Origin of the sequence: Bifidobacterium [indicum] DSM 20214 = LMG 11587, assembly GCF_000706765.1 — a bacterium.
GTDB lineage: Bacteria > Actinomycetota > Actinomycetes > Actinomycetales > Bifidobacteriaceae > Bombiscardovia > Bombiscardovia coryneformis.
Genome location: NZ_CP006018.1, coordinates 1,365,371 through 1,388,023 on the forward strand (window position 1 = coordinate 1,365,371; position 22,653 = coordinate 1,388,023).

The following is a 22,653-nucleotide window of genomic DNA, read 5'->3' on the forward strand; positions in this document are numbered from 1 at the left end:
ATCCCAGTAGCCACCACAGTCATTGTCACTAAGGAGCAATCCACACATGACCCTCTTCACCAGGAAGACAACGACCAGGTTCATGGTCGCAGCACTCACCTTCGCCACCCTGATGTCGGGAGCGGCCTGCGGTTCCGGCTCGTCCTCGGCCAAGGACGACACCAAGTCGGGAGCCATCACCGAAGAGACCATCAATCCCGGTACCCTGACCATCGCCACGGGGGATCCCGCATACACGCCCTACGTCGAAGACAACGATCCCGAGAGCGGCAAGGGCTATGAGGCCGCCGTCGCCTACGCGGTCGCCGAGAAGATGGGCTTCAGCAAGGACAAGGTCAAGTGGACCCGCACCTCCTTCGATGCCGCCATCGCCCCGGGCACCAAGGACTTCGACATGAACATCCAGCAGTTCTCGATCACTTCAGAACGCAAGAATGCCGTCGATTTCACCCCCAGCTACTACAACTCCACCCAATCCCTGGTTGTCCACAAGGATTCCAAGTACGCCTCGGTGAAGTCCCTGAGCGAGCTCAAGGACGCCAAGATCGGCGCCATGGTGGGTTCGACCTCATACACTGTGGCACAGGACAAGCTCAAGAAGGACGTCCAGACCTTCAACGACAACGCCACCCTGGCCCAGGCACTGGATACCAACCAGATCGACGCACTGGTCATCGATACCCCTTCGGCCTACAACATCGTCGAATCCAAGCAGGTCAAGGAGGGCGCCGTACTCGGTCAGATCAAGGGGTCCGAGGATCCCGAGGGCATGGGCATCGTCCTCCCCAAGGATTCCAAGCTGACGGAAGCAGCCTCCAAGGCCGTGACCGAACTGGACAAGGACGGCACCTTGAAGAAGCTGCAGGAGCAGTGGCTGCACGAGTACACCTCCACCCCCACCCTGGGCTGACCAGAGTCGGAACAGACGGATCAGAATCGGTCAGGTATGTCTTCAACCGCGCAAATACACATCAGTGAGGTTCAGAGGGAACGGGAGCAGTATGACCGTCACCAGAACCTGAAGTCAGTGGCCACCAGCATCGTCAGCACCCTGGTGCTGGCCTTCCTGGTGGCCCTGGGTCTCCATTACGCCCCGGGCTGGCCCAGGGTCAAGGAATCCTTCTTCTCGGGCAAGTACTTCGCCCTCGCCTTCCCCAAGGTGCTCCAGGGACTCTGGCTCAACCTCCAGGTCCTCTTCTTCGCAGTAATCGGGGTGGCGATTCTGGGAACCCTCCTGGCCATGATCCGGACCAGCCGTTCCCCCTTCCTCTTCCCGCTCCGGGCCTTGGCCCAGGTCTACACCACAATCATGCGCGGTATCCCCATGATTGTGGTCCTCTACCTGATCGGGTTCGGCATTCCCGGCCTGGCCATCTTCGGCCGGATTCCGGTGGCTCTCCTGGGCACGGTGGCCGTGATTCTCTCCTACTCCTCGTATGTGGCCGAGGTCCTCAGGGCCGGCTTTGAGGATGTAAGCCCTTCACAGCGGGCATCGGCCCGTTCCCTGGGCCTGACCTCGGGCCAGACCATGCGTATCGTGGTCATCCCCCAGGCCCTGCGCAAGGTGGCCCCTGCCCTGATGAACGACTTCATCTCCATGCAGAAGGATGTGGGGCTGATTTCGGTCCTGGGTGCCGTCGACGCGGTACGGGCCGCCCAAATCGTGGTTGCCACCAGCTACAACTTCACACCTTATGTGGTTGCATCGGTCCTCTTCATCTGCACCTCGGTGCCCTTCATTCTTCTCAATGACTGGTATTCCAACAGACTTCGCAAGCGCGAGCAGAGTGGAGGGATGGTATGAGCACCACGACACGCGTTCCCGAAACCGGTGGGGAAACCCCGGTCCTGCGCCTGGACCAGGTTCGCAAGTCCTATGGAGGCAACGAGGTTCTCAAGGGAATCTCCTTCGACATCAAGCCCCACGAGACCGTAGCCCTCCTGGGTCCCTCCGGGTCGGGTAAATCCACCCTGATGAAGTGCATCAACCTGCTGGAGCGGGTCAACGATGGACAGATCTGGTTGGGCGACACCGACATCACCGACCCGCGGGTGAACCGGGATCAGTGCAGGTCGCGGATTGGTGTGGTCTTCCAGCAGTTCAACCTCTTCCCCCATATGAACGTTCTGAAGAACGTCACCCTGGGTGCCATCAAGGTCCACGGTGTCCCCAAGGACCAGGCCAGGGAGAGGGCCCTGGAACTCCTGGACAGGATTGGCATGAAGCAGAAAGCCGGCGCCTATCCCGACCAGCTCTCCGGAGGCCAGCAGCAGCGTGTGGCCATCGTGCGGTCCCTGATGACCGACCCCGAGCTCCTTCTGCTTGACGAAATCACATCGGCTCTGGACCCGATGCTGGTTGGCGAGGTCCTGGAGATGGTCTCAGAGCTGACCGACAAGGGAACCACCATCCTTATGGCCACCCATGAGATGAGCTTCGCCCACCACGCGGCAGACAGAATCGTCCTCCTCCTGAACGGGGTCATCGCCGAAAACGGAACTCCCCGCGAAGTCATGGACGAATCGGAAAATCCCAAGACCAAGGAGTTCTTCAGCCACTTCCGAGGTCTGTAGACAGGGTATGTATGGGTGTGCCCCACCGGTTGCAACCGGTGGGGCACACCCATATGTCAATCACTCATCTTCGACTCGGAGCCCGGTACTGAGCGGCACGATCGTCATCACCTCAGACAGAATCTCAGAACCGGAACAAGCACCCGGCCAGGCCGGCCCCATCCACGATTCCAATCTGGGCGGGGCTGTCGCATCACACCGGAGCCCTGTCGGGTTACCCCACCGCCTTGTCGGTCAAGACGCCGGTGTGCTGAGCATCCAATGCAAGTTGGTCCTTGAGCTCGTCAGCATCCGCGTACCGCTCTTGGGGACGCAGGAAGTCAAGGAACTCGATACGGACCCGGTGCCCATACAGTTCCAGCCAGTTATCGGTGATGACATTGGCTTCCAGCACCCGCTCTGCATGCCCGCCTTCGGACTGGAAGGTCTCCTTGGTACCGATGGAGATCGCCGCCGGCATCCGCCAGGGAGAACCGGAAGCCAGACGAACATGTCTGTCAAGCGTCTTGGCCACACCCCCGGTTGGCCCCTCCCCCTCACCATCTCGGCTGGCATCACGTACCGGCCCCATGTCGACCAGCCAGCCGGCATAGACTCCATCCATCGGCATATATCCGCTATGCTCACTGCTCAGATTCGCAGTGGGAAAACCAAGCTCCCGTCCACGCTGCTCCCCATGAACCACCAGCCCCTCGACCGAGTGGACTCGACCCATAATCTCGGAAGCCTCCCGAACACGCCCCTCGGCCAGGAGGTGACGCAGGTTCGTGGTGCTCCAGACCCGGACCCTCCGGCGCCCTTCACCAGAGGAGGCTTCGCTGGGTTCAACTGCCCCGTCCCCGCCCAGGGAGACATATCCCGGACCCCTGTCGTCGACTACATCCAAACGGAACATGCCCGTCTCTTCCGCCAAGTCTCCGATGGCAGCGACATCGCCGGTCCGCCCGGCACCCATCCGAGCATCCCGGCCCAGAACGAGAGTCTGCATGCCCAGCCTGTCGACCAACTGCCTGATGAAAAAGCGGTATGACTTGGCAGCAAATGCCAATGTGTAGTGAACAATCAGTACCCGGTCCAGCCCCATCTCCTCCATAAGGCGGACGCGCTCATCAACCCCCATGACCTCTTCGGAGTCATGGCCCAGCAGGTCATTGGGCAAATCAGCCATGGCATGCGTGTCCGCATAGAGATGAACCCGCTTGGGACTGGGGTCGAACATGATGGCCACCGCTGTGGAGTCCGATTCGGCAGCAAGGTCCACCACACGTTCCAGAACAGCCTGATGACCCCGATGGACCCCATCGAACTCACCCACGGTCAGCACGGAACCCCTGGTCGTACTCAGCACCGGCCACTCCACGATACCGGCCGGATTCGGTTTCAACCTGCTGACTTTCATCTGTGTCCCGTCGACTGTTGAGGCCTTCCCAGAACGGACAAGGCCAGACTCATTAGCACTTTAACCCAGCCTGGAAAGCCAGGCAATACGATTCACCGCTGGGAATCACGGCGGAAGACGACATCGGGTTTCGACAGCTGGCCCCCATGGGGTACCAGGACGGCAGCGAGGTATGGGCCTGTTTCATCCCTGGCGATGGCGGCCGTGGCCCCCTCGACCCCCACTTTCAGGAAGCGGCCGTTTGCCAGCATGGCGGCCTCCTCCCCATCGACCTCGATGGTGGGCATGATCAGCCTGGCAGCATCGACCAGGCTGATGGAGCCTCGCAGTATCTCCTCGGAGGACTGGTCCAGATCGACCCTGTTCCTGGAGACCGTCTGACCTTGACGGTCCGTATAGGTCCTGGTCGAGACCTGCCCGGTGACCAACCTGTCTTCCAGGTCCGGAGCCTCAAGATCGAACCGACCTACCCTGGTCCTACGCAGACTGGTCAGGTGCCCACCGGTGCCCAGCAGGTCACCCAAATCCCTGGCCAAGGCACGGATATAGGTCCCGCTGGAACAGGTCACCACCACATCCAGATCCACCACTTCCAGCCCGCCTGACGGGCTACCGGGTGCTTCTGCAGGTAAGGCACCTTCGCAGGATGACGACCTATCGAACTCACCTGTTTCAGGCTGCTGGTCGACACCGCCCATGTCCTTGCCCGGCAGGACCAGGGTGCGGTAATCCAACACCTCGAAACGAGCGATGTGTATGGGCCGAGCCGCCAGCTCGACCTCCTTGCCCTGCCTGGCCAGATCATAGGCCCGGCGGCCGTTCACCTTGATGGCGGAGAACGAATCGGGCACCTGATTGATATCACCCGTAAGGCTGTCGGTGATGGTCCGCTCCACGGCTGCACGGTCCAGACCCTTGACTGCCTGCCGGACGTCCGGCCCGGAGGGAAGCATCCTTCCCTCGGCATCGTCGGTGGTTGTGGCCTGTCCCAGACGAATCGTGGCGAGATAGGTCTTGTCATGACCGACGACCACCTTAAGCAGGCGGGTGGCCTGCCCAAACCCAATGATCAGCAGGCCTGTGGCCATAGGGTCCAGGGTTCCGGCATGTCCCACCCGCCGCATGCCCAGCCTGGAACGCACAGCCGCCACCAGGTCATGGCTGGTCACCCCCTGGGGTTTGTCGACCAGGACAATACCAGACCGGTTTTCCTGTCCGGAACCCTTCATACCATCCACCTTTCCGGCACATATACAACCGATACAGGGCAACTTACATACGGGGAGCGGGTTTCATCCTCGTGCTCTGCGATACCACCGGGCGCCGGTTCCGGTGATGCCGAAACCGGCACACCATCGGCGGCGGTAAGCATGAGGATGAGACCATTCCTGGTTGTTTAAAGACCAGGAACGGTCACTGCTCGTCCGGCCAGGACAGCATGGAAGCCGTCCGGGAGGCGGGGCCGAGGGGTTGATCGTCCCGTTCTTCAGCAAGCCCAGCAGCTTCTGCGGCCTGCTCCTCATCCGTACCCGAGTCGACGTCACCGGTCGCGGTCCCGTCCTGGTCCGTGTTTTCGTAATCCTGGTTTTCGTCATCGTCATGACGGTAGGGATCAGGGTCTCCGGCATACTGGGCGGTGGCCCTGGCCTTGGCGATTTCCTCGTCCCTGTGACGGGCGGCGGTAAGCACATCTTCGATTTCGGTGGCTTCGGCCGGCACCTCGTCATAGATGAACCGCAGGGTCGGCGTCAGGCGAAGGCCCGCCCTGGCACCGACCAGGGAGCGCAGACGCCCGCTGGCCTGGCGAAGGGCCTGCTGGGCACGCTTCCGCTCACCCTGCTCTCGACCCTCCCGGCCCAACTGGGTCCAGTAGACCTTGGCGATCTGCAGGTCGTTGGTCACCCTTACCTCGGTTATGGTGACACCACTCAGCCGTTTATCGTGCAGTTGTGATTCCAAGGATGACGCAATGACCCGCTGAATCAGCGCCGCGATTCGTACGGCGCGCGGATTGGTTCCCATCCTGGTTCCTTTCTCATGGTCTGTCATGGAAGTCCGCCCCGGACGGGATGACCCGAACCGGGGCGGAGGACCAGACCTGGCATCCGATGGGGACCGGCGACTTCAACCATCGGTCCCCCGATACCGTCTGTCTGTGATTATTTGCGCTCGACCTCGCGCATTTCGAAGGTCTCGATGATGTCGCCGATTTCGATGTCGTTGAAGGAGCCCAGGTTGATACCTGCCTCATACCCCTCGGACACCTCGTTGACATCGTCCTTGAAACGACGCAGGGAGGATATCTCAAGGTCGTTGATGGTGACGACACCGTTGCGGGCGATGCGAGCCTTGGTGCCGCGCTTGACCGTACCATCCTGAACCATGACACCCGCGATGTTGCCGAACTTGGAGGAGCGGAATATCTCGCGGATCTCGGAGTGGGAGGTGGTGGCCTCTTCGTACTCCGGCTTGAGCATACCCTTGAGGGCGGCCTCGATATCCTCGATGGCGTTGTAGATGACCGAGTAGTACTTGATCTCCACACCCTCGCGGTCCGCCAACTCCTGGACCTGACGGTTGGGACGCACGTTGAAGCCGATGATAACGGCCTTGTCGACGGTTGCCAGGTTGACATCGTTCTGGGTGATGGCGCCCACACCGCGGTGAATCACCTGGATACCAACCTCGTCGGATACCTCGATCTTCATCAGGGAGTCTTCCAGCGCCTCGACGGAACCGGAGGAATCGCCCTTGATGACGATGTTGAGCATGTCGACCTCGGACTTGGCGAACTGCTCCTTCAGGCTTTCCAGGGAGACAACCTTGCGACGCTTGGCCAGCTGGGCCGCGCGGGCAGTGGCCTCACGCTTCTCGGCAATCTGACGGGCTGTGCGATCGTCAGGGGCGACAAGGAAGAGGTCGCCTGCGGTAGGCACGGAGGTGAGACCAAGCACCTGGACCGGGGTCGAGGGACCCGCGGCATCCATCTGCTTGCCGTTCTCATCCAACATGGCACGGACGCGGCCATAGGCCGAACCCGCCACGATGGCATCGCCCACGTGCAGGGTACCCTGCTGGACCAGCACGGTGGCCACGGCTCCACGGCCCTTGTCCAGTCGGGCCTCGACGGTGGCTCCTCGAGCGTCCATGTCGGGATTGGCCCTCAGATCCAGGTCGGCATCAGCCGTCAAGAGAACGGCTTCGAGCAGCTTATCGACGTTGGTGCCCATCTTGGCGGAGATGTCGACGAACATGGTGTCGCCGCCGTACTCCTCGGAAACCAAACCGAACTCGGTCAGCTGTCCACGAACCTTTTCGGGGTTGGCCCCGTCCACATCGATCTTGTTGACCGCCACGACAATCGGCACATGCGCCGCCTGGGCGTGGTTGATGGCCTCGACCGTCTGGGGCATAACGCCGTCATCCGCAGCAACGACCAGAATCGCCACGTCGGTCAGCTCGGCACCTCGGGCTCGCATGGCCGTGAAGGCCTCGTGACCAGGGGTATCCAGGAAGGTGATCTTGCGATCCTCGCCCTCCAGCTTGACGGTGGCCTGGTAGGCACCGATCCTCTGGGTGATGCCACCGGCCTCGCTTGCCGTGGTGTTGGTCTGCCGGATGGTATCCAGCAGTCGCGTCTTACCGTGATCGACATGGCCCATGACCGTAACCACCGGGGGCCGCGGCTTCAGGTTCTCGTCGTCCTGGCTCAGCTGCTCCTCATCAAGGTCGATGTCGAACTGCTGAAGGAGTTCCTTGTCCTCCTCCTCGGCGGAGACGATCTTGATGTTCCAGCCAATCTCCTCACCCAGAATCTGGAAGGTGGCCTCGTCCAGGGATTGCGTGGCCGTAGCCATCTCGCCCAGGTGGAAGAGGACCGTGACCAGGGCCGCGGGATTGACGTTGATCTTGTCGGCCAGATCGGCCAGGGTTGCGCCCTGACGGAGCTGAACGGTACGGCCGTTACCTGCGGGGATGCGCACACCGCCGATGACGGGTGCCTTCATCTCCTGGAATTCTTGCCTCTTGGCCATCCGGTTCTTACGGGCCTTGGAGGACTTGCCGCCCTGGCGCCCGAATGCACCTGCGGCACCGCCCCGGCCACGACCACGCGGGGCAGCGCTACCGCCACCAGGATGGAATCCGCCTGAAGCAGGAGTCGATGAGGCTCCGAACCTGTTGCCACCGCCCTGATGCGGCTGCTGTCCGGGGCGGTTATGGCCCCACTGGCCCGGACGTGCACCCTGGCCTCCTCTGGGAGCACCGCCACCTCGACCATTGCGGAACCCACCATGACCGCCGCCCCTGCGGCCGTCGTTGACGGTCGGCTTCGCCATGGGATGCGGCCTGGGGATATCGGAAGGAACCGGTGCCTTCATGCCCTGCTTGCGACTGAAGGGGTTGTTGCCGGGGCGGGGTGCCGAAGCACCGGGACGCCCACCATGAGCACCAGGAGCACCGGGAGTAGCTGCACCGGGGCGACCACCACGCTGCCCTTGCGGGCCGGGACGGCCGGCGGAGGAGGCAGGCCTTGCCTGACGGGGCTGTCCGTCCTCACGGCCCTTGGAGGGCTGGGCCTGAGCTCCACGCTCTGGCCTGCCGTCCTCGCGGGCCGAGGAGGAACCGGGCTTGGGTGTGTGTGCATCCGAAGACTGTTGGGGCTGAGACACAGGGGCCTCAGGCTGGGAGGCCTTGCGGGACTGCCCTGGCTTGGGACTTGGGGCTCCAGGCTTGGGACCGGTTTCCGACGATGATGCCGCCGCGCCCGACTTGGCACTGGTGCGATTCGTCGAGGCTGCGCGGGCAGACTGTCCGGGCTTTGCTGCGCCCTCGGGGGAGGACTGGCCGGCCCCGCCCTGGGGGAATGAGCTCTTGAGCCGGCGAACCACCGGCGCTTCGACAGTGGAGGAAGCGGACTTGACGAACTCCCCCATGTCCTTCAGCTTTTCAAGGACAGTCTTGCTGTCCACGCCAAGTTCCTTGGCCAATTCATATACGCGTGCTTTGGGCACTTACTTTTCTCCTTTACCGGACCGCGCATATGAATGGCGCGATCACTCTTCCATGACGGCGAACATATCCTGTATCATCGTGCGACCATGATTGTGTTACCTCGTCTCAGTGCCGGAGCTGGGGGCATGGGCCACCAAGCTCGGAATATCAAGTCCAGCATACTCGCCTGGTCGGATGTTCCAGGTCACTTCTCTTCGTCGGTGGAAGAAGCCTCCCCCGTCGCTTGTTCGCGCAGTTTCTGCTGGCGAGCCTCCTCGGACTCGATGCCGATCTTCCAACCGGTCAGTTTGGCGGCAAGACGGGCGTTCTGCCCCTCCTTGCCGATGGCCAGTGAGAGCTGGGCATCCTTGATGAAGGCGATGGCCGTGCGGTTGGTCTCGCTGACGATTTCGACCTGCCGCACCACAGCGGGTGAGAGGGCCGCAGCCACATACTTTGCGGGGTCCTCGGACCAGTCGACGATGTCGATCTTCTCGGGTCCCAGGTTCTCCATGACGGCACGGACCCTGGCACCGGACGGGCCGATCAGGGCACCCTTGGGGTTGACCCCCTTGGAGGTGGCACGGACCGCAATCTTGGTGCGCGCACCGGCCTCGCGGGCGATGGACATGATGGAAACGGCCCCGGACACCAGCTCCGGCACCTCCCGCTCGAAGAGACGACGGACCAGTTCGGGATGGGACCGGGAAACCACAATCTCAGGCCCCTTGAGTCCACGGTTCACGTTGACCACATAGACCCGGATACGCTCGCCATGCCTGTAGCGTTCACCAGGAACCTGCTCGCGCCTGGGGAGGATGGCCTCCACGTCTCCGACGGCCACATGCACATTACCCGGGTCGTTGGCGTCCTGTTGGACCACGCCGGTAATCAGGTGTCCCTTCTGCCCGGAGAAGGCACCGAAAATCCGTTCATCCTCAGCCTGGCGGAAGAGCTGGCGAATAACCTGTCTTGCCGTGGAAGCGGCCAATCTGCCGAAGTCCTTGGGCGTGTCGTCGTATTCCTCCCCAAGGTCATATCCGGGGTGAGGATCGTATTCTGTGGGCTCCCGAGGGGTTTCGTCCTGGGCCCAGACGGTGAATGTGCCTGCCCGTGAATCCAGTTCCACCCTGGCATGGCGGGCTGCATGCGGCGATTTCTGGTAGGCAAGCAAAAGGGCCTCGCTCAAGGCTTGGTCCAAGGTCTCGGCATCAATCCCTTGCTCGTTAGCCAGCTGATGAATCTCAGCCAGGTCCAGTTCCATGTCAAGACCTCCTATGAAGTTATCAGACCCTGCTTCTTCCTGGTCTGCAATCCCTACTATTCTAGCCATTCATGCAGACACTCCAGGATTTCCGCCCCTCCAGCTCTTCAGGGCGTTCGAGGGGGCGAATCCTCCGTCTCATGTCAACGGCTTTTGCAGGACTTCTGCTGACTCCCGCCCTGGCTGCATGTTCCAATCCCACCCCCATCAAGGTATCCGTCCAGGAGCCGGGAGGTCTCCGGACCAGTACCTGTGAAACCGCCTATTCCAGGGCCTCCACGCGGGAGCACCTGGATATGGGGCCTTTCGGTATCGCCACGGCGGAGTCTTATGAAGAAACCGCCCAGTCGTGGATAGATGCAGCCGTCGAGTGCCCCTCCAGACGTGATGAAGCGGCCGTCTACGCCGCCCGTGCCCACATGCGAGCCTGGCATGTACAGAGTGGGGAGGCCGCCGGGGCGAAGCCGTCCACAAGCCTCGCCATCTCCTCGTCCGACAACCTGGATACCGCCGCCGCAACCATGGGGAAGGAGGCGGCCACCCAGGCAGCCAAAGGCGAGGACATGGCTGGTTTCGCCATGTCGGTCCTGGCGGCACGCCATGCCGGCGCGGAATGGATGCTGTCCCTGTCGGACGCCCATACCACGGCCGGGCAGATTCTGGTCTCCCACCTGGAAGCCGACCCGCGGCCAGGCACCTACTCGGTCCAGGAACTCCTGACTCACCCTGACACCATCATCGACAAGGCCAACGGGCTTCGGGCCCCAACCACTGCCCTTGTGGAAATGAACGCCGCCCGTTCCATCCTGGCCTCCATCGATGCCATGTCCAAGACCACATCAGGAACCGGTAAGCACCAAGAAGGCTCGGCCGACGAGGCCGCCAGGAACCATCGGAAGGCCGTGCGGGAGTTGACCGACCTGGCCGTCTCCCACATATACCTCTCCCTGGCGTTCGGTTACCCCAATACCAAGACGGCCATCTTCGCGCCACTCTCCGCATCCTGACCCCGGTCCTCCAGTTGGGCAAGCCGGGAATTCAACCCCTGTCCCGGTTGATTTTCATGGTGTTGACGGTATCTAACGGTGTTAAGATAGAACGTGTTCCGAGCGGCTATTCCGTTGGAACACGGGGGGTATCACCAAGTCAGCGTAGGGGATGGTGAACACTGTTCCTGCTCCCCTGCGTTGACGGGTGTCCGGCATACGGCTGCCACCCTCACTGAGCCGTCCCGGTGATTCATCAGTCTGGTTCAACTGCTTGCATGGTGCGAGAAACCTGACGAATAGACCGCTTTCAGCCTCTCTTCGTTCTTCTACCGGACTCCGCACTCGAACATCTCCGTGCACGAGTCCGACAGAACATAAGGAAAAAGCCCCGGGAATCCCAGGGCTCTCATTGGCGGTTGAGGAGAGATTCGAACTCTCGGAGGGGGTTGCCCTCACACGCTTTCGAGGCGTGCTCCTTAGACCGCTCGGACACTCAACCAATGTCGTTGCACGACGCTGCCGAACAACAACTTTTCCATTATGCCACACCTTCCCCGTCTGACAAACCGCGTGGCGCAGGAGCAGAGCTACAGGGTACGCCTGGCCCGGATGGACGCAGCCCGTGCCGCTAACTGGTCGTCAGGAGGATACTGCACATGCTCAAGTGTCAGACCGCAAGCCGCAATGGGACCTGTCGATCCTTCCCGGACGGGATGCTCCACCTTATCGGCGAACCATGAGACGGACCGTTTGCCCAACCCGACTCGGAGCGAGGCATTGACCAGGGATCGGACCATGTTGTGGGCGAAGGCATCGGCCACAATCGTGAAGCAGACCAGCCCTGACTCCATCATCGGTGTGTCGTAGTTCATTCGGCCAGAGCCTGCACCCTCGATCGACTTGGCGGACGGTTCAATCAGCGAGCGTCTTTCAACCCTGTCCCAGCGTGCCAGCAGAACCTTCCGAATCGTGGTTCCACCCTCGTTGGCCGTGGCAAAGGACCCGAAGTCATGCAACCCCAGGCAGGAGCCAACCGCCTGGTTCATGGCCTCCAGATCCAGGTGCCCATCAACGGGAAGGACAAACCCGCGCATCCTTGGGTCCAGGTCTTCCGGCCGGTCGCAGACCCGATAGACGTAGGTGCGTTCAAGTGCGGAAAATCGGGCATCAAACCCTGTTGGAGCCAGACCTAAATCATGAAGGGCAATATCAGAGGGCAGAAGATGCCGGAGCCGTCTCTTCAAGGCTTCTGCCGGATCCACGTCCATGTGCCCCCTGCAGGATTCTAGGATGGGTCGAGGCATATCCAGATGGCAGACCTGATGGGATGCATGCACACCGGTATCGGTGCGACCAGCCACCACCAGGCGGGGATTCCACACCACTCCCTGGTTGTCTGCCCGCTTCCCCCGTTGGTGGGTGACCAGGGCCAGGGCTTCCTCCAGGCATCCCTGAACGGTCCTCAGCGAAGGTTGCCTGGCCCATCCATAGAAGTCCCCTCCCTGGTAGGCCAGATCAAGGCGCAACCTGACGGTATCTGACGGTTCATCCGCCTCCGGGGCGCTACCCTCTCTCAGATTCTCAGCCATCGGTTTTCCTTTGCACTTGGTATACCCTCCCCACACTCCAAGCCGGAGTCAACAAAACAAGAGGGACGGAATACGGAAGAGGGTCGGGAAGTAACTCCCGACCCTCGTTCAGACCTTAACGGCACCTGCTGGCGCCTTTTCGAGGCTTACTTCTTGGAGGCCTCTTCGGCGTCCTCGGCCACGTCAGCTGCCTCTTCAGCAGCTTCTGCAGCTTCGTCAGCCTGATCAGCGGTCTTCTCCAGATCCTCGGCGGCCTCATCAGCCTGGGCCACGTCCGCACCGGACTCATTGGCATCGACAGCCTGGTTCACGGCATCCTCCGCAGCACCATCGGCGATGGCGGCATCGGCTGCTGCTGCAACCTCGGCATCCTCATCCTTGGCAGCCACCTTGGCGGCAGCCTCGGCCTCCTTGACGGTGGCCTTCTTGGCGGAGAGGGGCTCGGTCACGAGCTCGATCACAGCCTGCGGGGCGTTGTCTCCACGACGCGGAGCAATCTTGGTGATACGGGTGTATCCACCTTCACGCTGCTCCATCTGCTCTGCAATCTGGGTGAAGAGGATGTGGACCACGGACTTGTCGCGGATGACCCTCATGACCCTGCGTCGGGACGAAAGATCCCCACGCTTGGCGAAGGTGATCAGACGCTCGGCCAGGGGACGAAGCCTCTTGGCCTTGGGCAGGGTGGTGGTGATACGACCATGGGCAAACAGGCTGGTGGCCATGTTGGCCAGCATCAGCCGCTCATGGGCCGGGCTGGAGGCCAGACGTGGGCCCTTGCTGGGTTTTGGCATTGGATTATCTCCTTACAGGCCCCGGTGACCAGGTGGGCATTCGCCCGAACATCCGATCCCGGGGATCTCTTACTTCAGCGGGCGCCGCGACAGAACTCCGGCATCCGCTCCTACGAAGGCTGACGGCATCCTCACTCGTCATCAGGCGAGAAGAAGGTGCCCCCTTCGAGATTGTTGGCATCGAATCCCAAAGGCGAAGCCTTCAGGGAGAGACCCATGCTTTCGAGCTTCTCCTTGACCTCGTCGATGGACTTCATACCGAAGTTGCGGATGTCAAGCAGGTCCTGCTCGGTGTGCGAAACCAGCTCACCGATGGTATGGATACCTTCGCGCTTGAGGCAGTTGTATGAACGCTGCGTCAGGTTCAGGTCCTCAATCGGCACGGACATCTCCGGATCGGCCTCTTCCACGACCGGCTCCGGGCCGACTTCCACGCCCTCGGCCTGGGTGTTGAGCTCACGGCAGAGACCGAAGAGCTCCACCAGGGTGGAACCTGCCGAAGCGACGGCATCACGCGGAGAGATGGCCGGCTTGGTCTCGACATCCAGGACCAGCTTGTCGAAGTCCGTGCGCTGCTCAACACGTGTGGCCTCGACCTTGTAGCTGACCTTCAGGACGGGCGAGTAGATGGAGTCGACCGGAATCCGGCCGATCTCGTCGCCGTCCTGCTTGTTGAGCTGAGCCTGGACATAGCCACGACCCCTCTCAACGGTGAACTCAATCTCCAACTCCCCATCATCGGCCAGGGTGGCGATGTGGAGGTCGGGGTTGGCGATGGTGACGCCGGCCGGCGGGGTGATGTCCCCGGCGGTGGCCTCGCCCTTGCCGCTCTTACGCAGGTACATGACCACAGGCTCGTCGTACTCACTGGTCAGCACGATGCCCTTGATGTTGAGGAGGATCTCGGTCACGTCCTCTTCCACACCGGGCAGGGTGGTGAACTCATGCAGGGCTCCGGAAATACGGACCGAGGTGACGGCCGCACCGGGGATGGAGCTCAGCAGGGTACGTCGGAGCGAGTTGCCCAGTGTGTAACCAAAACCGGGCTCCAGGGGCTCGATGGTGAAGCGTGAGCGCTGGGCATTGACGACTTCTTCAGTAAGTGTCGGACGCTGTGCAATAAGCACTGTTGCTATCCTTTCAGCTCCGACCGGCGGTGCACACACCGGTCTTCGCGGGTGGATTCCATGGTTTTTCTAGTGCTCAGACGCGACGGCGCTTGGGGGGACGGACACCATTATGTGCCTGTGGAGTCACATCGGAGATGGAACCGACCTCGAGACCTGCGGACTGCAGGGAACGAATGGCGGTCTCACGACCCGAGCCGGGGCCCTTGACGAAAACGTCCACCTTCTTGACGCCATGCTCCATGGCCTTGCGTGCGGCAGACTCCGCGGCCATACCCGCTGCGTAGGGCGTGGACTTACGGGAGCCCTTGAAACCGACATCGCCACCGGAGGCCCAGGCGACGACTGCGCCGGAGGGGTCAGTGATGGAGATGATGGTGTTGTTGAATGTTGACTTGATATGCGCCTGCCCGACGGGAACCGACTTGCGGTCCCTGCGACGAGGCTTGCGCGCGGCCTGCTTTGCTGCTGCCATTGATCCTCGTTTCCTTCTAACGAATTACTGAATTGCTTACCCGGGACGGTCGGAGCACCGCTCCCCCGATCCCGAATCCGGCCTTACTTGGTCGCCTTCTTCTTTCCGGCGACTGTGCGCTTCGGTCCCTTACGGGTACGGGCGTTGGTCTTGGTGCGCTGACCACGCACGGGCAGACCCCTGCGGTGGCGCTGGCCCTGATAGCAATTGATCTGGATCTTACGGCGAATATCGGCGTCAATCTCACGACGCAGATCACCCTCGATCTTATAGTTGCCTTCGAGGTAATCACGCAGCGTAATCAGCTGCTCATCCGTGAGATCCTTGACGCGGGTGTCCGGATTCACTCCGGTCGCGGCAAGTGTTTCCTTGGCACGAGTGCGCCCGACACCGAAGATATAGGTGAGGGCTATCTCGATGCGCTTCTCGTTGGGGATGTCGACTCCGGCAAGACGTGCCATTGCGATTCCTTTTGTTCTACGCAGGTCGTGCACCAAGTCATCCGGTCTCCCGGCCCGGGCCTGCGCACCCGGGGTTCAGCCTGTCGGCTGTGACTTAGCGCCTTTGTTTCATTGCCGCTGGAAATCCGCTCAGCCCTGGCGCTGCTTGTGGCGCGGGTTTTTGCAGATCACCATGACGCGGCCGTGTCGACGAATCACGCGGCAGTTCTCGCAGATTCTCTTCACACTAGGGCTGACCTTCATGGTTTTCCTTTACTTGTGTACCTATCACTTGTACCGGTACGTAATACGACCGCGGTTCAGATCGTAGGGACTCATTTCAAGCACCACCCTGTCCTGGGGCAGGATACGGATGTAGTTCTTGCGCATCTTGCCTGAAATGGTGGCCAGGACAATGTGCTTGTTCTCGAGCTCGACGCGAAACATTGCATTCGGCAACGCCTCGACGACACGCCCTTCAACTTCAATCACACCATCTTTTGCCATAAGCCTTCTATCCGATCCTCGGCTGATTACACAACGTGTCAGAAGACACGCCAACTTGCAAGTATAGCACCTTCAATAACGCTCAGTAAAGTGGCGTGTTGATATAGCAAAAAAGCCGCACCCATACGACCCGCTATGCAATCCAATCATAGCAGCGTATCGGAACGGCTTCTCCAATCAGCCAGCAGACATGAAAAACCGCGGACCGATCGGTGGTGGAGATTACCCGATTCAGCCCGCGGAGCTTTTAAACCGCCCGATACGCGATCTTCAGCGCCTTGGCGAGAGGGGAACCTCAGTCCTCGATGGCGATGGTCTTCTTGTTCTCGACCGGCTTGACACTGGCCTTGGGCAGGCTGATCGCCAAGGTCCCGTTGGTGTACTTGGCATGGATGTCTTCCTGACGGACCTGGTCGCCCACATAGAAACTCCTGGAGCATGAACCGGTGTACCGCTCACGCCGAATCCAGCGCCCCTTGTCGTCCTTGTCGCCCTGATCATCGCTCTTCTGGGCGGAGACCACCAGATACCCGTTCTCCAGGCGCAGTGCGATGTCCTTCTTGTCGAATCCAGGCATGTCCACATCGATCCGATACTGATCTTCCGTCTCGCGGACATCCGTATTCATCAGGATACTGTTCATTGCAAGCCCCTTTCCATCGCCCTGGCGACGGGAGTCATGCCAGTTGTTGAAGAAGGGATCGTCAAAGAAATCACCGAAAATCGAGTTGTTCATCAATGCAGGGAACATAGCCATCATTGCGCTCCTTCAGTACCATCTGTCCGAATATCCCGGCAGCCGCCCCGCACCCCCACTCGGAAACACGTGGATGGCGGGACATCCGAGGTCTTCGCCCCTTCGTTGCCTGTCACTGTATTCAATCCCCCAGGCACCCAGATCATGCCCGGATTTCACTCTGAGGCAAAAACTTGAGTGTACAGGACTCAAGTTTTGCTTCCACACATTCCGCCTGCCGAGAGATAACCGCCCATATGTCAGACACTTCAGGGCCTGACCCTTGTTTCCGCACAAGGCCGGACTTTAGAATGAAACCGATTCGCCAAACCGGCAACAGCGGATGGGGACACGATTCCCGCCGTGCAGCCGACTGTCAAGAACCATCAAGACTAAGGAGCCTTGTGTGTTTACCAACGAATACGTCAATCGCGTCTACCAGCAGGTAGAACACCGCGACGGCGACCAGCCCGAATTCCTCCAAGCCGTCCGCGAGGTGTTCGAGAGCCTGGAACCGGTTGTGTCCAAGCATCCCGAATACGAGGCCAATGGCGTTCTGGAGCGCCTGGTCGAGCCTGAGCGGGTCGTCAAGTTCCGAGTGGCATGGACGGACGACCAGGGCGGAATCCAGGTCAATCGGGGTTACCGGGTCCAGTTCAACTCAGCCATCGGACCCTACAAGGGAGGCCTGCGCTTCCACCCCACGGTGACCGAGTCGGTTGTCAAGTTCCTGGGCTTCGAGCAGATTCTGAAGAACTCCCTGACCGGCCTGCCGATGGGCGGAGGCAAGGGAGGATCGGACTTCAACCCCAAGGGGCGCTCCGATGCCGAGGTCATGCGCTTCTGCCAGGCCTTCATGACCGAGCTCCAGCGCCACATCGGCCAGTTCACCGATGTCCCCGCCGGTGACATCAATGTGGGCGGTCGCGAAATCGGTTACCTCTTCGGTCAGTACAAGCGTCTGCGCGATGAGTACTCGGGGGTCCTCACCGGAAAGGACATGACATTCGGTGGGTCCCTGGCCCGTACCGAGGCCACCGGTTATGGTCTGTGCTACTACACCCAGGAGGCACTGAAGGCCCTGCGCCAGGATTCCTTCCAGGGCAAGACCGTGGCCATCTCCGGGTCGGGCAATGTGGCCATCTTCGCCACTGAAAAGGCCCAGCAACTGGGTGCCGAGGTGGTGACCGCATCCGACTCCAACGGGTACATCCACGACCCGAACGGTATCGATCTCGATATCTTGAAGGACATCAAGCTGGGCCACCGCGGCAGAATCAAGGAGTATGCCGACCGGGTCGACGGAGCCGAGTATCACGAGGGTTGCGAGGGGGTTTGGACCGTTCCCTGTGACATCGCGCTTCCCTGTGCCACCCAGAACGAAATCGACCAGGAATCCGCAAGGACCCTGGTTGCCAACGGATGCACCGTGGTCTGCGAAGGCGCGAACATGCCCTCCACCCCCGAGGCCATCGCCGTCTATCAGGACCATGGCGTGCTCTATGGTCCTGCCAAGGCCGCTAACGCAGGCGGCGTGGCCGTCTCAGGCCTGGAGATGAGCCAGAACTCCCTCCGTCTCCAGTGGACCTTCGACGAGGTGGACCAGCGGCTGAAGGACATCATGGCCGACATCTTCCAGAAGTCCTATGCGGCTTCCAAAGAGTACGGCACCCCCGGCGACCTGATGCTGGGTGCCAACGTGGCAGGATTCACCAAGGTCGCAGACGCAATGGTGGCCCAGGGCGTGCTCTGAACCGACCTGCCGAAGCGGAACAGCAAAGAACCCGCTACCTGATTCTCCGGAAATATCAATGGAGGGGGCCGACTCATCAGGGTCGGCCTCCTCCATTACGTTCGGCACCTCCGACCACAATGAGGTCGGACACCTATCTCACTCCAGCTCCAGGGCACCCGTGTAGAGCTGGTAGTACTCCCCTCGCTTGGCAATCAGTTCATCGTGGTTGCCGCGCTCGATGATACGGCCGTGGTCCAGCACCATGATCACGTCGGAGTTCCGGACCGTGGACAGCCTATGGGCTATGACGAAGACGGTCCTTCCCTGCATCAGGGCATCCATACCTCGTTGGACCACCTCTTCGGTCCTGGTGTCGATTGAAGACGTGGCCTCATCCAGAATCATGGCCGGCGGGTCGGCAACGGCAGCCCTGGCAATTGATATCAGCTGCCGTTGCCCCTGGGAGAGGCCGCTCCCGTCCCCCTCCAAAACCGTCTGGTAACCCTGGGGAAGCATCCGGATGAAACTGTCCGCATTGGTCATCCTTGCCGCCTCGATGCACTCCTCATCCGTGGCATCCAGGCGCCCGTACCGGATGTTGTCGAGGACGGTGCCGGTGAAGAGATTGACATCCTGGAGAACAACGCCCAGGGAGCGGCGAAGATCCGGCTTGCGGATGTTCCTCACGTCTATCCCGTCGTAGAGTATCTGCCCCTGCTGGATGTCATAGAAGCGGTTGATCAGATTGGTGATCGTGGTCTTGCCGGCACCGGTGGCTCCGACCAGGGCCACCTTCTGCCCGGGCTTGGCGAACCAGGTGATGTCATGCAGGACGGGGTTTTTCGGATCATAGCCGAAACCGACATCCGTGAACCGCACGTCCCCCTGGAGAAGGGTGTATCTACCGTCGGCCGAGGTGATGGCCTGGTCCTTGGCCTTCAGGGCCACATCCCGGGCATCGCCGGGGAGCTTCATGGCGGCCTCCAGCGAGCGCCTGCCGTCATCATCAGCGGCGCGCTTCCAAGCCCAGTGCCCGGTCTCATAATCGACAGGGGTCATGGTTCGCCCGTCCGAGGCAAGCTCGACATGGACCAGACTGACCGAGCCCTGGTCGGATTCCACAGGCTCGTCCATCAGGTCGAAAATCCGGGAGGCACCGGCCAGGGCCATCATGACCATGTTGAACTGCATGGACACCTGACCAATGGGATTGATGAACGACCGGGAGAGCGTCAGGAGGGAGACGATGGTCCCCAACGTGAGCGGCCCCTTTCCGGTCAGCCCCACATTCCCCATACCTGCAATGCCGGCGAGGCCACCAACGATGGCCAGGATGACATAGAGCAGGTACCCCATGTTGCCCACGACGGGCATGGTCACGTTCCCATAGGTGTTGGCTTGGGCCGAGGCGTGGAAGAGTTCCTCGTTCCGGGCCTCGAAGGCCTGTGCCGTGGCCTCCTCATGGTTGAAGACCTTGATGACCTTCTGCCCGTTTACGGCCTCCTCGACGAAGGCGTTGACCTGGCCGAGATAGCGCTGCTGATGAACGAAATACCGACCACTCCTGGTAACCAGGACCCGGACCACCACAATCAGGACCGCTGCAAAGACCAGGGTCAGGATGGTGAAGGGAATGGACAGCAAGAGCATGGAGATCAGAGCGGCCAGGGCGGAGAGGACCGAGGAGACCATCTGAGGGAAGGACTGGGAGATGGCCTGGCGGAGAGTGTCCGTGTCGTTGGTGTATCGGCTCATGGTGTCACCGTGTTCGTGGGTGTCGAAGAAGCCGATGGGCAACTCCTGCTGGTGGGCGAACATCTGGTCGCGGATGGTTTTCAGCGTGCCTTGTTCCACCCCGACTATGAGCCAATTCCAGAACCACGAGCAGAAGGTCCCCACCAGGTAGAGGCACCCCATCAGAATCAGGGTCCGCATCAGGGGGCCCCAATCCGGGTCGGTGACTCCCACCAGGGGGAGGATGTAGTGATCGATCAGGGGCTGGAGGAAGAAGGCGGATGCCGCCTGGGCCCCTGCGCTGATGATGATGCAAACCACAATCACGACCATCTGCCAGCGGTAGGCCATCAGATAACCCAGGAGGCGGCGGGTCGTTCCCGGTGCGGCCTTGTCCAGGCGGGGCTTGCGGTTCTTGAATGATCCGTCACTCATGGTCCTTGTCCTCCCCGTCCTTGTTCCTGGTCTGTGATTCGTATATGGATCGGTATTCCTGACATGTTCGCAGGAGGTCTTGGTGCGTACCCTTATCGAGGATCCTCCCCTCCTCCAAAACCAGAATCATGTCCGCGTCCTCCACCGAAGCCAGACGCTGGGAGATGATGATCTTGGTGGTGTCGGGAATCTCCTGCCTGAACGCCTGGCGAATCAGCTGGTCGGTCTTGGTATCCACGGCACTGGTGGAGTCGTCCAGGATCAGGATGTCCGGTTTTTTCAGCAGGGCCCGGGCTATGCAGAGACGCTGGCGCTGTCCGCCGGAAAGGTTGGACCCCCCCTCGTCCAGACGGGTCTGGTAGCCGTCAGGGAACTCCCGTACAAAACCATCCGCCTGGGCCAGAGAGCATGCATGTACCAGGTCCTCGTCGCTTGCCTGGGAGTTGCCCCAGCGCAGGTTTTCAGCAATGGTGCCGCTGAAGAGGACGTTCTTCTGGAGCACCATGGCCACCTGGTCGCGCAGGACCGTCAGGTCGTACCGGCGCACATCCACACCACCTACCTGAAGCGATCCCTCGGTCACGTCATAGAGGCGGGGAATGAGCTGGACCAGGCTGGATTTGGAGGCCCCTGTCCCGCCTACGATGCCCAGAGTCGAGCCGGAAGGAACGTCCAGGTCGATGTGGCTCAGCACGGGGCGCTCCGACCGATCCGAATAGCGGAAGGTCACATCCTGGAACCTGATGGACCCGTCGGCAACCTCCATGACGGGATCTGCGGGATCCTGCACGGTGCTCACCTCTTGCAGGACCTGGCAGATACGCTCGGCGGAGGCCTGGGAGATGACGACCATGACCACAATCATGGAGACCATGTTCATGGCCATCATGATCTGGATGGCATAGGTGACCAGGGCAGTCAGATCACCCGTGGTCAGACCCAGGGAGGCGTTGTTGCCGGAGGCCACGATCTGTGAGGCACCCATCCAGGATATGACCAGGAGAGAGGCATAGATGCAGAAGTTGAGGAGGGCGGGATTCAGGCTCATAATCCGCTCGGCCTTGCAGAAGGCCTGGTATATGGACTGGGAAATCCTGCCGAACTTGCCCTCCTCATAGTCCTCCCGGTTGTAGGACTTGACCACACGGATGCCTTGAAGGTTCTCATCCACCACATTGTTGAGCCGGTCGTAGGTGTGGAAAACCCGCTCGAATATCGGATGGACCAGAAGGGAAAGACCGATCAGGCCAAGGCCGAGGATGGGGATGACGATCAGGAAGACCAACGATATGGGTTTGGATATCCTGAAAGAGAAGAACCAGGCCACAATAACCATGATCGGTGCCCTGACACCGACCCTGATAACCATCTGGTAGGCGTTCTGCAGGTTGGTCACGTCGGTGGTCAGTCTGGTGATGATGGACCCGGTGGAGAACCTGTCTATGTTGGTGAAACCGAAGGACTGCACCTGGGCGAAAAGGTCACTGCGGACGTTCTTCGCAAGGCCGGAGGATGCAATCGCCGCATACCGTCCGGACATGAATCCCGAGAAAAGGGAGACCGCCGAGCAGATCAGCAGTATCAGTCCGAATTTTATGATGGCCGGCATGGAGCGTCCTGATACACCCTGATCAATCAGGGAGGCCATGATGGTCGGTATCACTATCTCCAGAACGCTTTCAAGGAAAACAAAGCCCGGCGCCAGCAGGCTTGCCTTCTTGTATTCGCGCAGAGAACCCAGAATGGTGCGGACAGTGTGCTGCGGGTGGGCCGGTTCTTGCCTGTCCGATTCCGTCTCGGATGTAGTAGAACCCTTCAAATTGCCCTCCCTGGTTTCTGTGCGGTCTCATCCATACCGGCTTC

The 22,653-nt window shown here is 60.8% G+C and carries 19 protein-coding genes, 1 tRNA gene and 1 pseudogene; 5 read left to right on the forward strand and 16 right to left on the reverse strand.

Annotated features, from left to right (window positions below; translation table 11 throughout):
• Positions 1-46 precede the first annotated feature (46 nt).
• Genes BINDI_RS05440 through BINDI_RS05450 form a run of 3 tightly spaced genes read left to right on the forward strand, consistent with a single transcriptional unit; the run spans position 47 to position 2,574 of the window.
• Positions 47-910, forward strand: coding sequence for an ABC transporter substrate-binding protein (locus BINDI_RS05440; protein ID WP_052108849.1), 864 nt, complete (start codon positions 47-49; stop codon positions 908-910).
• 36 nt (positions 911-946) lie between these two features.
• Positions 947-1,804, forward strand: coding sequence for an amino acid ABC transporter permease (locus BINDI_RS05445; RefSeq protein WP_033490611.1), 858 nt, complete (start codon positions 947-949; stop codon positions 1,802-1,804).
• The gene (locus BINDI_RS05450; RefSeq protein WP_033490613.1) at positions 1,801-2,574 is read left to right on the forward strand and encodes an amino acid ABC transporter ATP-binding protein; all 774 of its coding nucleotides are present in this window, start codon (positions 1,801-1,803) and stop codon (positions 2,572-2,574) included. The genes BINDI_RS05445 and BINDI_RS05450 overlap by 4 nt, the downstream gene beginning before the upstream one ends.
• A 214-nt stretch (positions 2,575-2,788) precedes the next feature.
• Here BINDI_RS05450 and ribF read toward each other — a convergent pair whose 3' ends face one another.
• The 5 genes from ribF to nusA form a co-directional block, all read right to left on the reverse strand.
• Positions 2,789-3,973 (reverse strand): bifunctional riboflavin kinase/FMN adenylyltransferase, encoded by a 1,185-nt coding sequence (gene ribF / locus BINDI_RS05455; RefSeq protein WP_033490615.1) that lies wholly within the window; start codon positions 3,971-3,973, stop codon positions 2,789-2,791.
• Positions 3,974-4,065: 92 nt separating this feature from the next.
• Positions 4,066-5,202: a tRNA pseudouridine(55) synthase TruB gene (gene truB / locus BINDI_RS05460; RefSeq protein ID WP_033490617.1), complete on the reverse strand. Its 1,137-nt coding sequence runs from the start codon at positions 5,200-5,202 to the stop codon at positions 4,066-4,068.
• Positions 5,203-5,386: 184 nt separating this feature from the next.
• Positions 5,387-6,022: a 30S ribosome-binding factor RbfA gene (gene rbfA / locus BINDI_RS05465; protein WP_237742934.1), complete on the reverse strand. Its 636-nt coding sequence runs from the start codon at positions 6,020-6,022 to the stop codon at positions 5,387-5,389.
• Positions 6,023-6,132: 110 nt separating this feature from the next.
• A complete protein-coding gene (infB, locus tag BINDI_RS05470; protein ID WP_033490625.1) occupies positions 6,133-8,985 on the reverse strand; it encodes a translation initiation factor IF-2 in 2,853 nt (950 codons plus the stop codon).
• 185 nt (positions 8,986-9,170) lie between these two features.
• The gene (gene nusA / locus BINDI_RS05475) at positions 9,171-10,229 is read right to left on the reverse strand and encodes a transcription termination factor NusA (protein ID WP_033490626.1); all 1,059 of its coding nucleotides are present in this window, start codon (positions 10,227-10,229) and stop codon (positions 9,171-9,173) included.
• 71 nt (positions 10,230-10,300) lie between these two features.
• On the opposite strand from nusA, the gene BINDI_RS07185 reads away from it, so the two are divergent.
• Positions 10,301-11,236, forward strand: coding sequence for a hypothetical protein (locus BINDI_RS07185; RefSeq protein WP_148301990.1), 936 nt, complete (start codon positions 10,301-10,303; stop codon positions 11,234-11,236).
• A 392-nt stretch (positions 11,237-11,628) separates the two neighbouring features.
• Here BINDI_RS07185 and BINDI_RS05485 read toward each other — a convergent pair.
• The 9 genes and pseudogenes from BINDI_RS05485 to BINDI_RS05520 form a co-directional block, all read right to left on the reverse strand.
• Positions 11,629-11,717 (reverse strand) — tRNA-Ser (locus tag BINDI_RS05485).
• Positions 11,718-11,805: 88 nt separating this feature from the next.
• Positions 11,806-12,807, reverse strand: coding sequence for a tRNA pseudouridine synthase A (locus BINDI_RS05490; protein WP_052108851.1), 1,002 nt, complete (start codon positions 12,805-12,807; stop codon positions 11,806-11,808).
• Between the two features lie 299 nt (positions 12,808-13,106).
• A pseudogene (gene rplQ / locus BINDI_RS05495) lies at positions 13,107-13,601 on the reverse strand (50S ribosomal protein L17); the annotation flags it as partial.
• Between the two features lie 131 nt (positions 13,602-13,732).
• Positions 13,733-14,728, reverse strand: coding sequence for a DNA-directed RNA polymerase subunit alpha (locus BINDI_RS05500; RefSeq protein ID WP_033490629.1), 996 nt, complete (start codon positions 14,726-14,728; stop codon positions 13,733-13,735).
• Positions 14,729-14,804: 76 nt separating this feature from the next.
• The gene (rpsK, locus tag BINDI_RS05505) at positions 14,805-15,203 is read right to left on the reverse strand and encodes a 30S ribosomal protein S11 (protein ID WP_015022328.1); all 399 of its coding nucleotides are present in this window, start codon (positions 15,201-15,203) and stop codon (positions 14,805-14,807) included.
• Between the two features lie 83 nt (positions 15,204-15,286).
• Positions 15,287-15,664 (reverse strand): 30S ribosomal protein S13, encoded by a 378-nt coding sequence (rpsM, locus tag BINDI_RS05510; RefSeq protein ID WP_015022329.1) that lies wholly within the window; start codon positions 15,662-15,664, stop codon positions 15,287-15,289.
• Positions 15,665-15,793: 129 nt separating this feature from the next.
• On the reverse strand, positions 15,794-15,907 hold the full coding sequence (rpmJ, locus tag BINDI_RS07335; protein WP_015022330.1) for a 50S ribosomal protein L36: 114 nt from the start codon (positions 15,905-15,907) through the stop codon (positions 15,794-15,796).
• A gap of 24 nt (positions 15,908-15,931) precedes the next feature.
• Positions 15,932-16,150, reverse strand: coding sequence for a translation initiation factor IF-1 (gene infA / locus BINDI_RS05515; protein WP_004268611.1), 219 nt, complete (start codon positions 16,148-16,150; stop codon positions 15,932-15,934).
• A gap of 295 nt (positions 16,151-16,445) precedes the next feature.
• Positions 16,446-16,907: an Hsp20/alpha crystallin family protein gene (locus BINDI_RS05520; RefSeq protein WP_033490992.1), complete on the reverse strand. Its 462-nt coding sequence runs from the start codon at positions 16,905-16,907 to the stop codon at positions 16,446-16,448.
• Between the two features lie 385 nt (positions 16,908-17,292).
• On the opposite strand from BINDI_RS05520, the gene gdhA reads away from it, so the two are divergent.
• Complete coding sequence (gdhA, locus tag BINDI_RS05525; RefSeq protein WP_033490631.1) at positions 17,293-18,639, forward strand: NADP-specific glutamate dehydrogenase; 1,347 nt, start codon at positions 17,293-17,295, stop codon at positions 18,637-18,639.
• Positions 18,640-18,777: 138 nt separating this feature from the next.
• Here gdhA and BINDI_RS05530 read toward each other — a convergent pair whose 3' ends face one another.
• A complete protein-coding gene (locus BINDI_RS05530) occupies positions 18,778-20,790 on the reverse strand; it encodes an ABC transporter ATP-binding protein (protein WP_033490632.1) in 2,013 nt (670 codons plus the stop codon).
• Positions 20,783-22,609, reverse strand: a complete 1,827-nt coding sequence (locus tag BINDI_RS05535) for an ABC transporter ATP-binding protein (RefSeq protein WP_033490634.1) — start codon at positions 22,607-22,609, stop codon at positions 20,783-20,785. Before BINDI_RS05535 ends, BINDI_RS05530 begins: the two co-directional genes overlap by 8 nt.
• Positions 22,610-22,653: the final 44 nt, after the last annotated feature.

Coding starts and splice junctions, on each gene's coding strand:
- BINDI_RS05520 (WP_033490992.1), bottom strand. CDS start 16,907: ATGGCTATGTTCCCTGCATTGATGAACAACTCGATTTTCGGTGATTTC.
- truB (WP_033490617.1), bottom strand. CDS start 5,202: ATGAAGGGTTCCGGACAGGAAAACCGGTCTGGTATTGTCCTGGTCGAC.
- rpsM (WP_015022329.1), bottom strand. CDS start 15,664: ATGGCACGTCTTGCCGGAGTCGACATCCCCAACGAGAAGCGCATCGAG.
- BINDI_RS05490 (WP_052108851.1), bottom strand. CDS start 12,807: ATGGCTGAGAATCTGAGAGAGGGTAGCGCCCCGGAGGCGGATGAACCG.
- nusA (WP_033490626.1), bottom strand. CDS start 10,229: ATGGAACTGGACCTGGCTGAGATTCATCAGCTGGCTAACGAGCAAGGG.
- ribF (WP_033490615.1), bottom strand. CDS start 3,973: ATGAAAGTCAGCAGGTTGAAACCGAATCCGGCCGGTATCGTGGAGTGG.
- BINDI_RS05530 (WP_033490632.1), bottom strand. CDS start 20,790: ATGAGTGACGGATCATTCAAGAACCGCAAGCCCCGCCTGGACAAGGCC.
- infA (WP_004268611.1), bottom strand. CDS start 16,150: ATGGCAAAAGATGGTGTGATTGAAGTTGAAGGGCGTGTCGTCGAGGCG.
- rbfA (WP_237742934.1), bottom strand. CDS start 6,022: ATGACAGACCATGAGAAAGGAACCAGGATGGGAACCAATCCGCGCGCC.
- BINDI_RS05450 (WP_033490613.1), top strand. CDS start 1,801: ATGAGCACCACGACACGCGTTCCCGAAACCGGTGGGGAAACCCCGGTC.
- rpmJ (WP_015022330.1), bottom strand. CDS start 15,907: ATGAAGGTCAGCCCTAGTGTGAAGAGAATCTGCGAGAACTGCCGCGTG.
- BINDI_RS05445 (WP_033490611.1), top strand. CDS start 947: ATGTCTTCAACCGCGCAAATACACATCAGTGAGGTTCAGAGGGAACGG.
- BINDI_RS07185 (WP_148301990.1), top strand. CDS start 10,301: ATGCAGACACTCCAGGATTTCCGCCCCTCCAGCTCTTCAGGGCGTTCG.
- BINDI_RS05440 (WP_052108849.1), top strand. CDS start 47: ATGACCCTCTTCACCAGGAAGACAACGACCAGGTTCATGGTCGCAGCA.
- rpsK (WP_015022328.1), bottom strand. CDS start 15,203: ATGGCAGCAGCAAAGCAGGCCGCGCGCAAGCCTCGTCGCAGGGACCGC.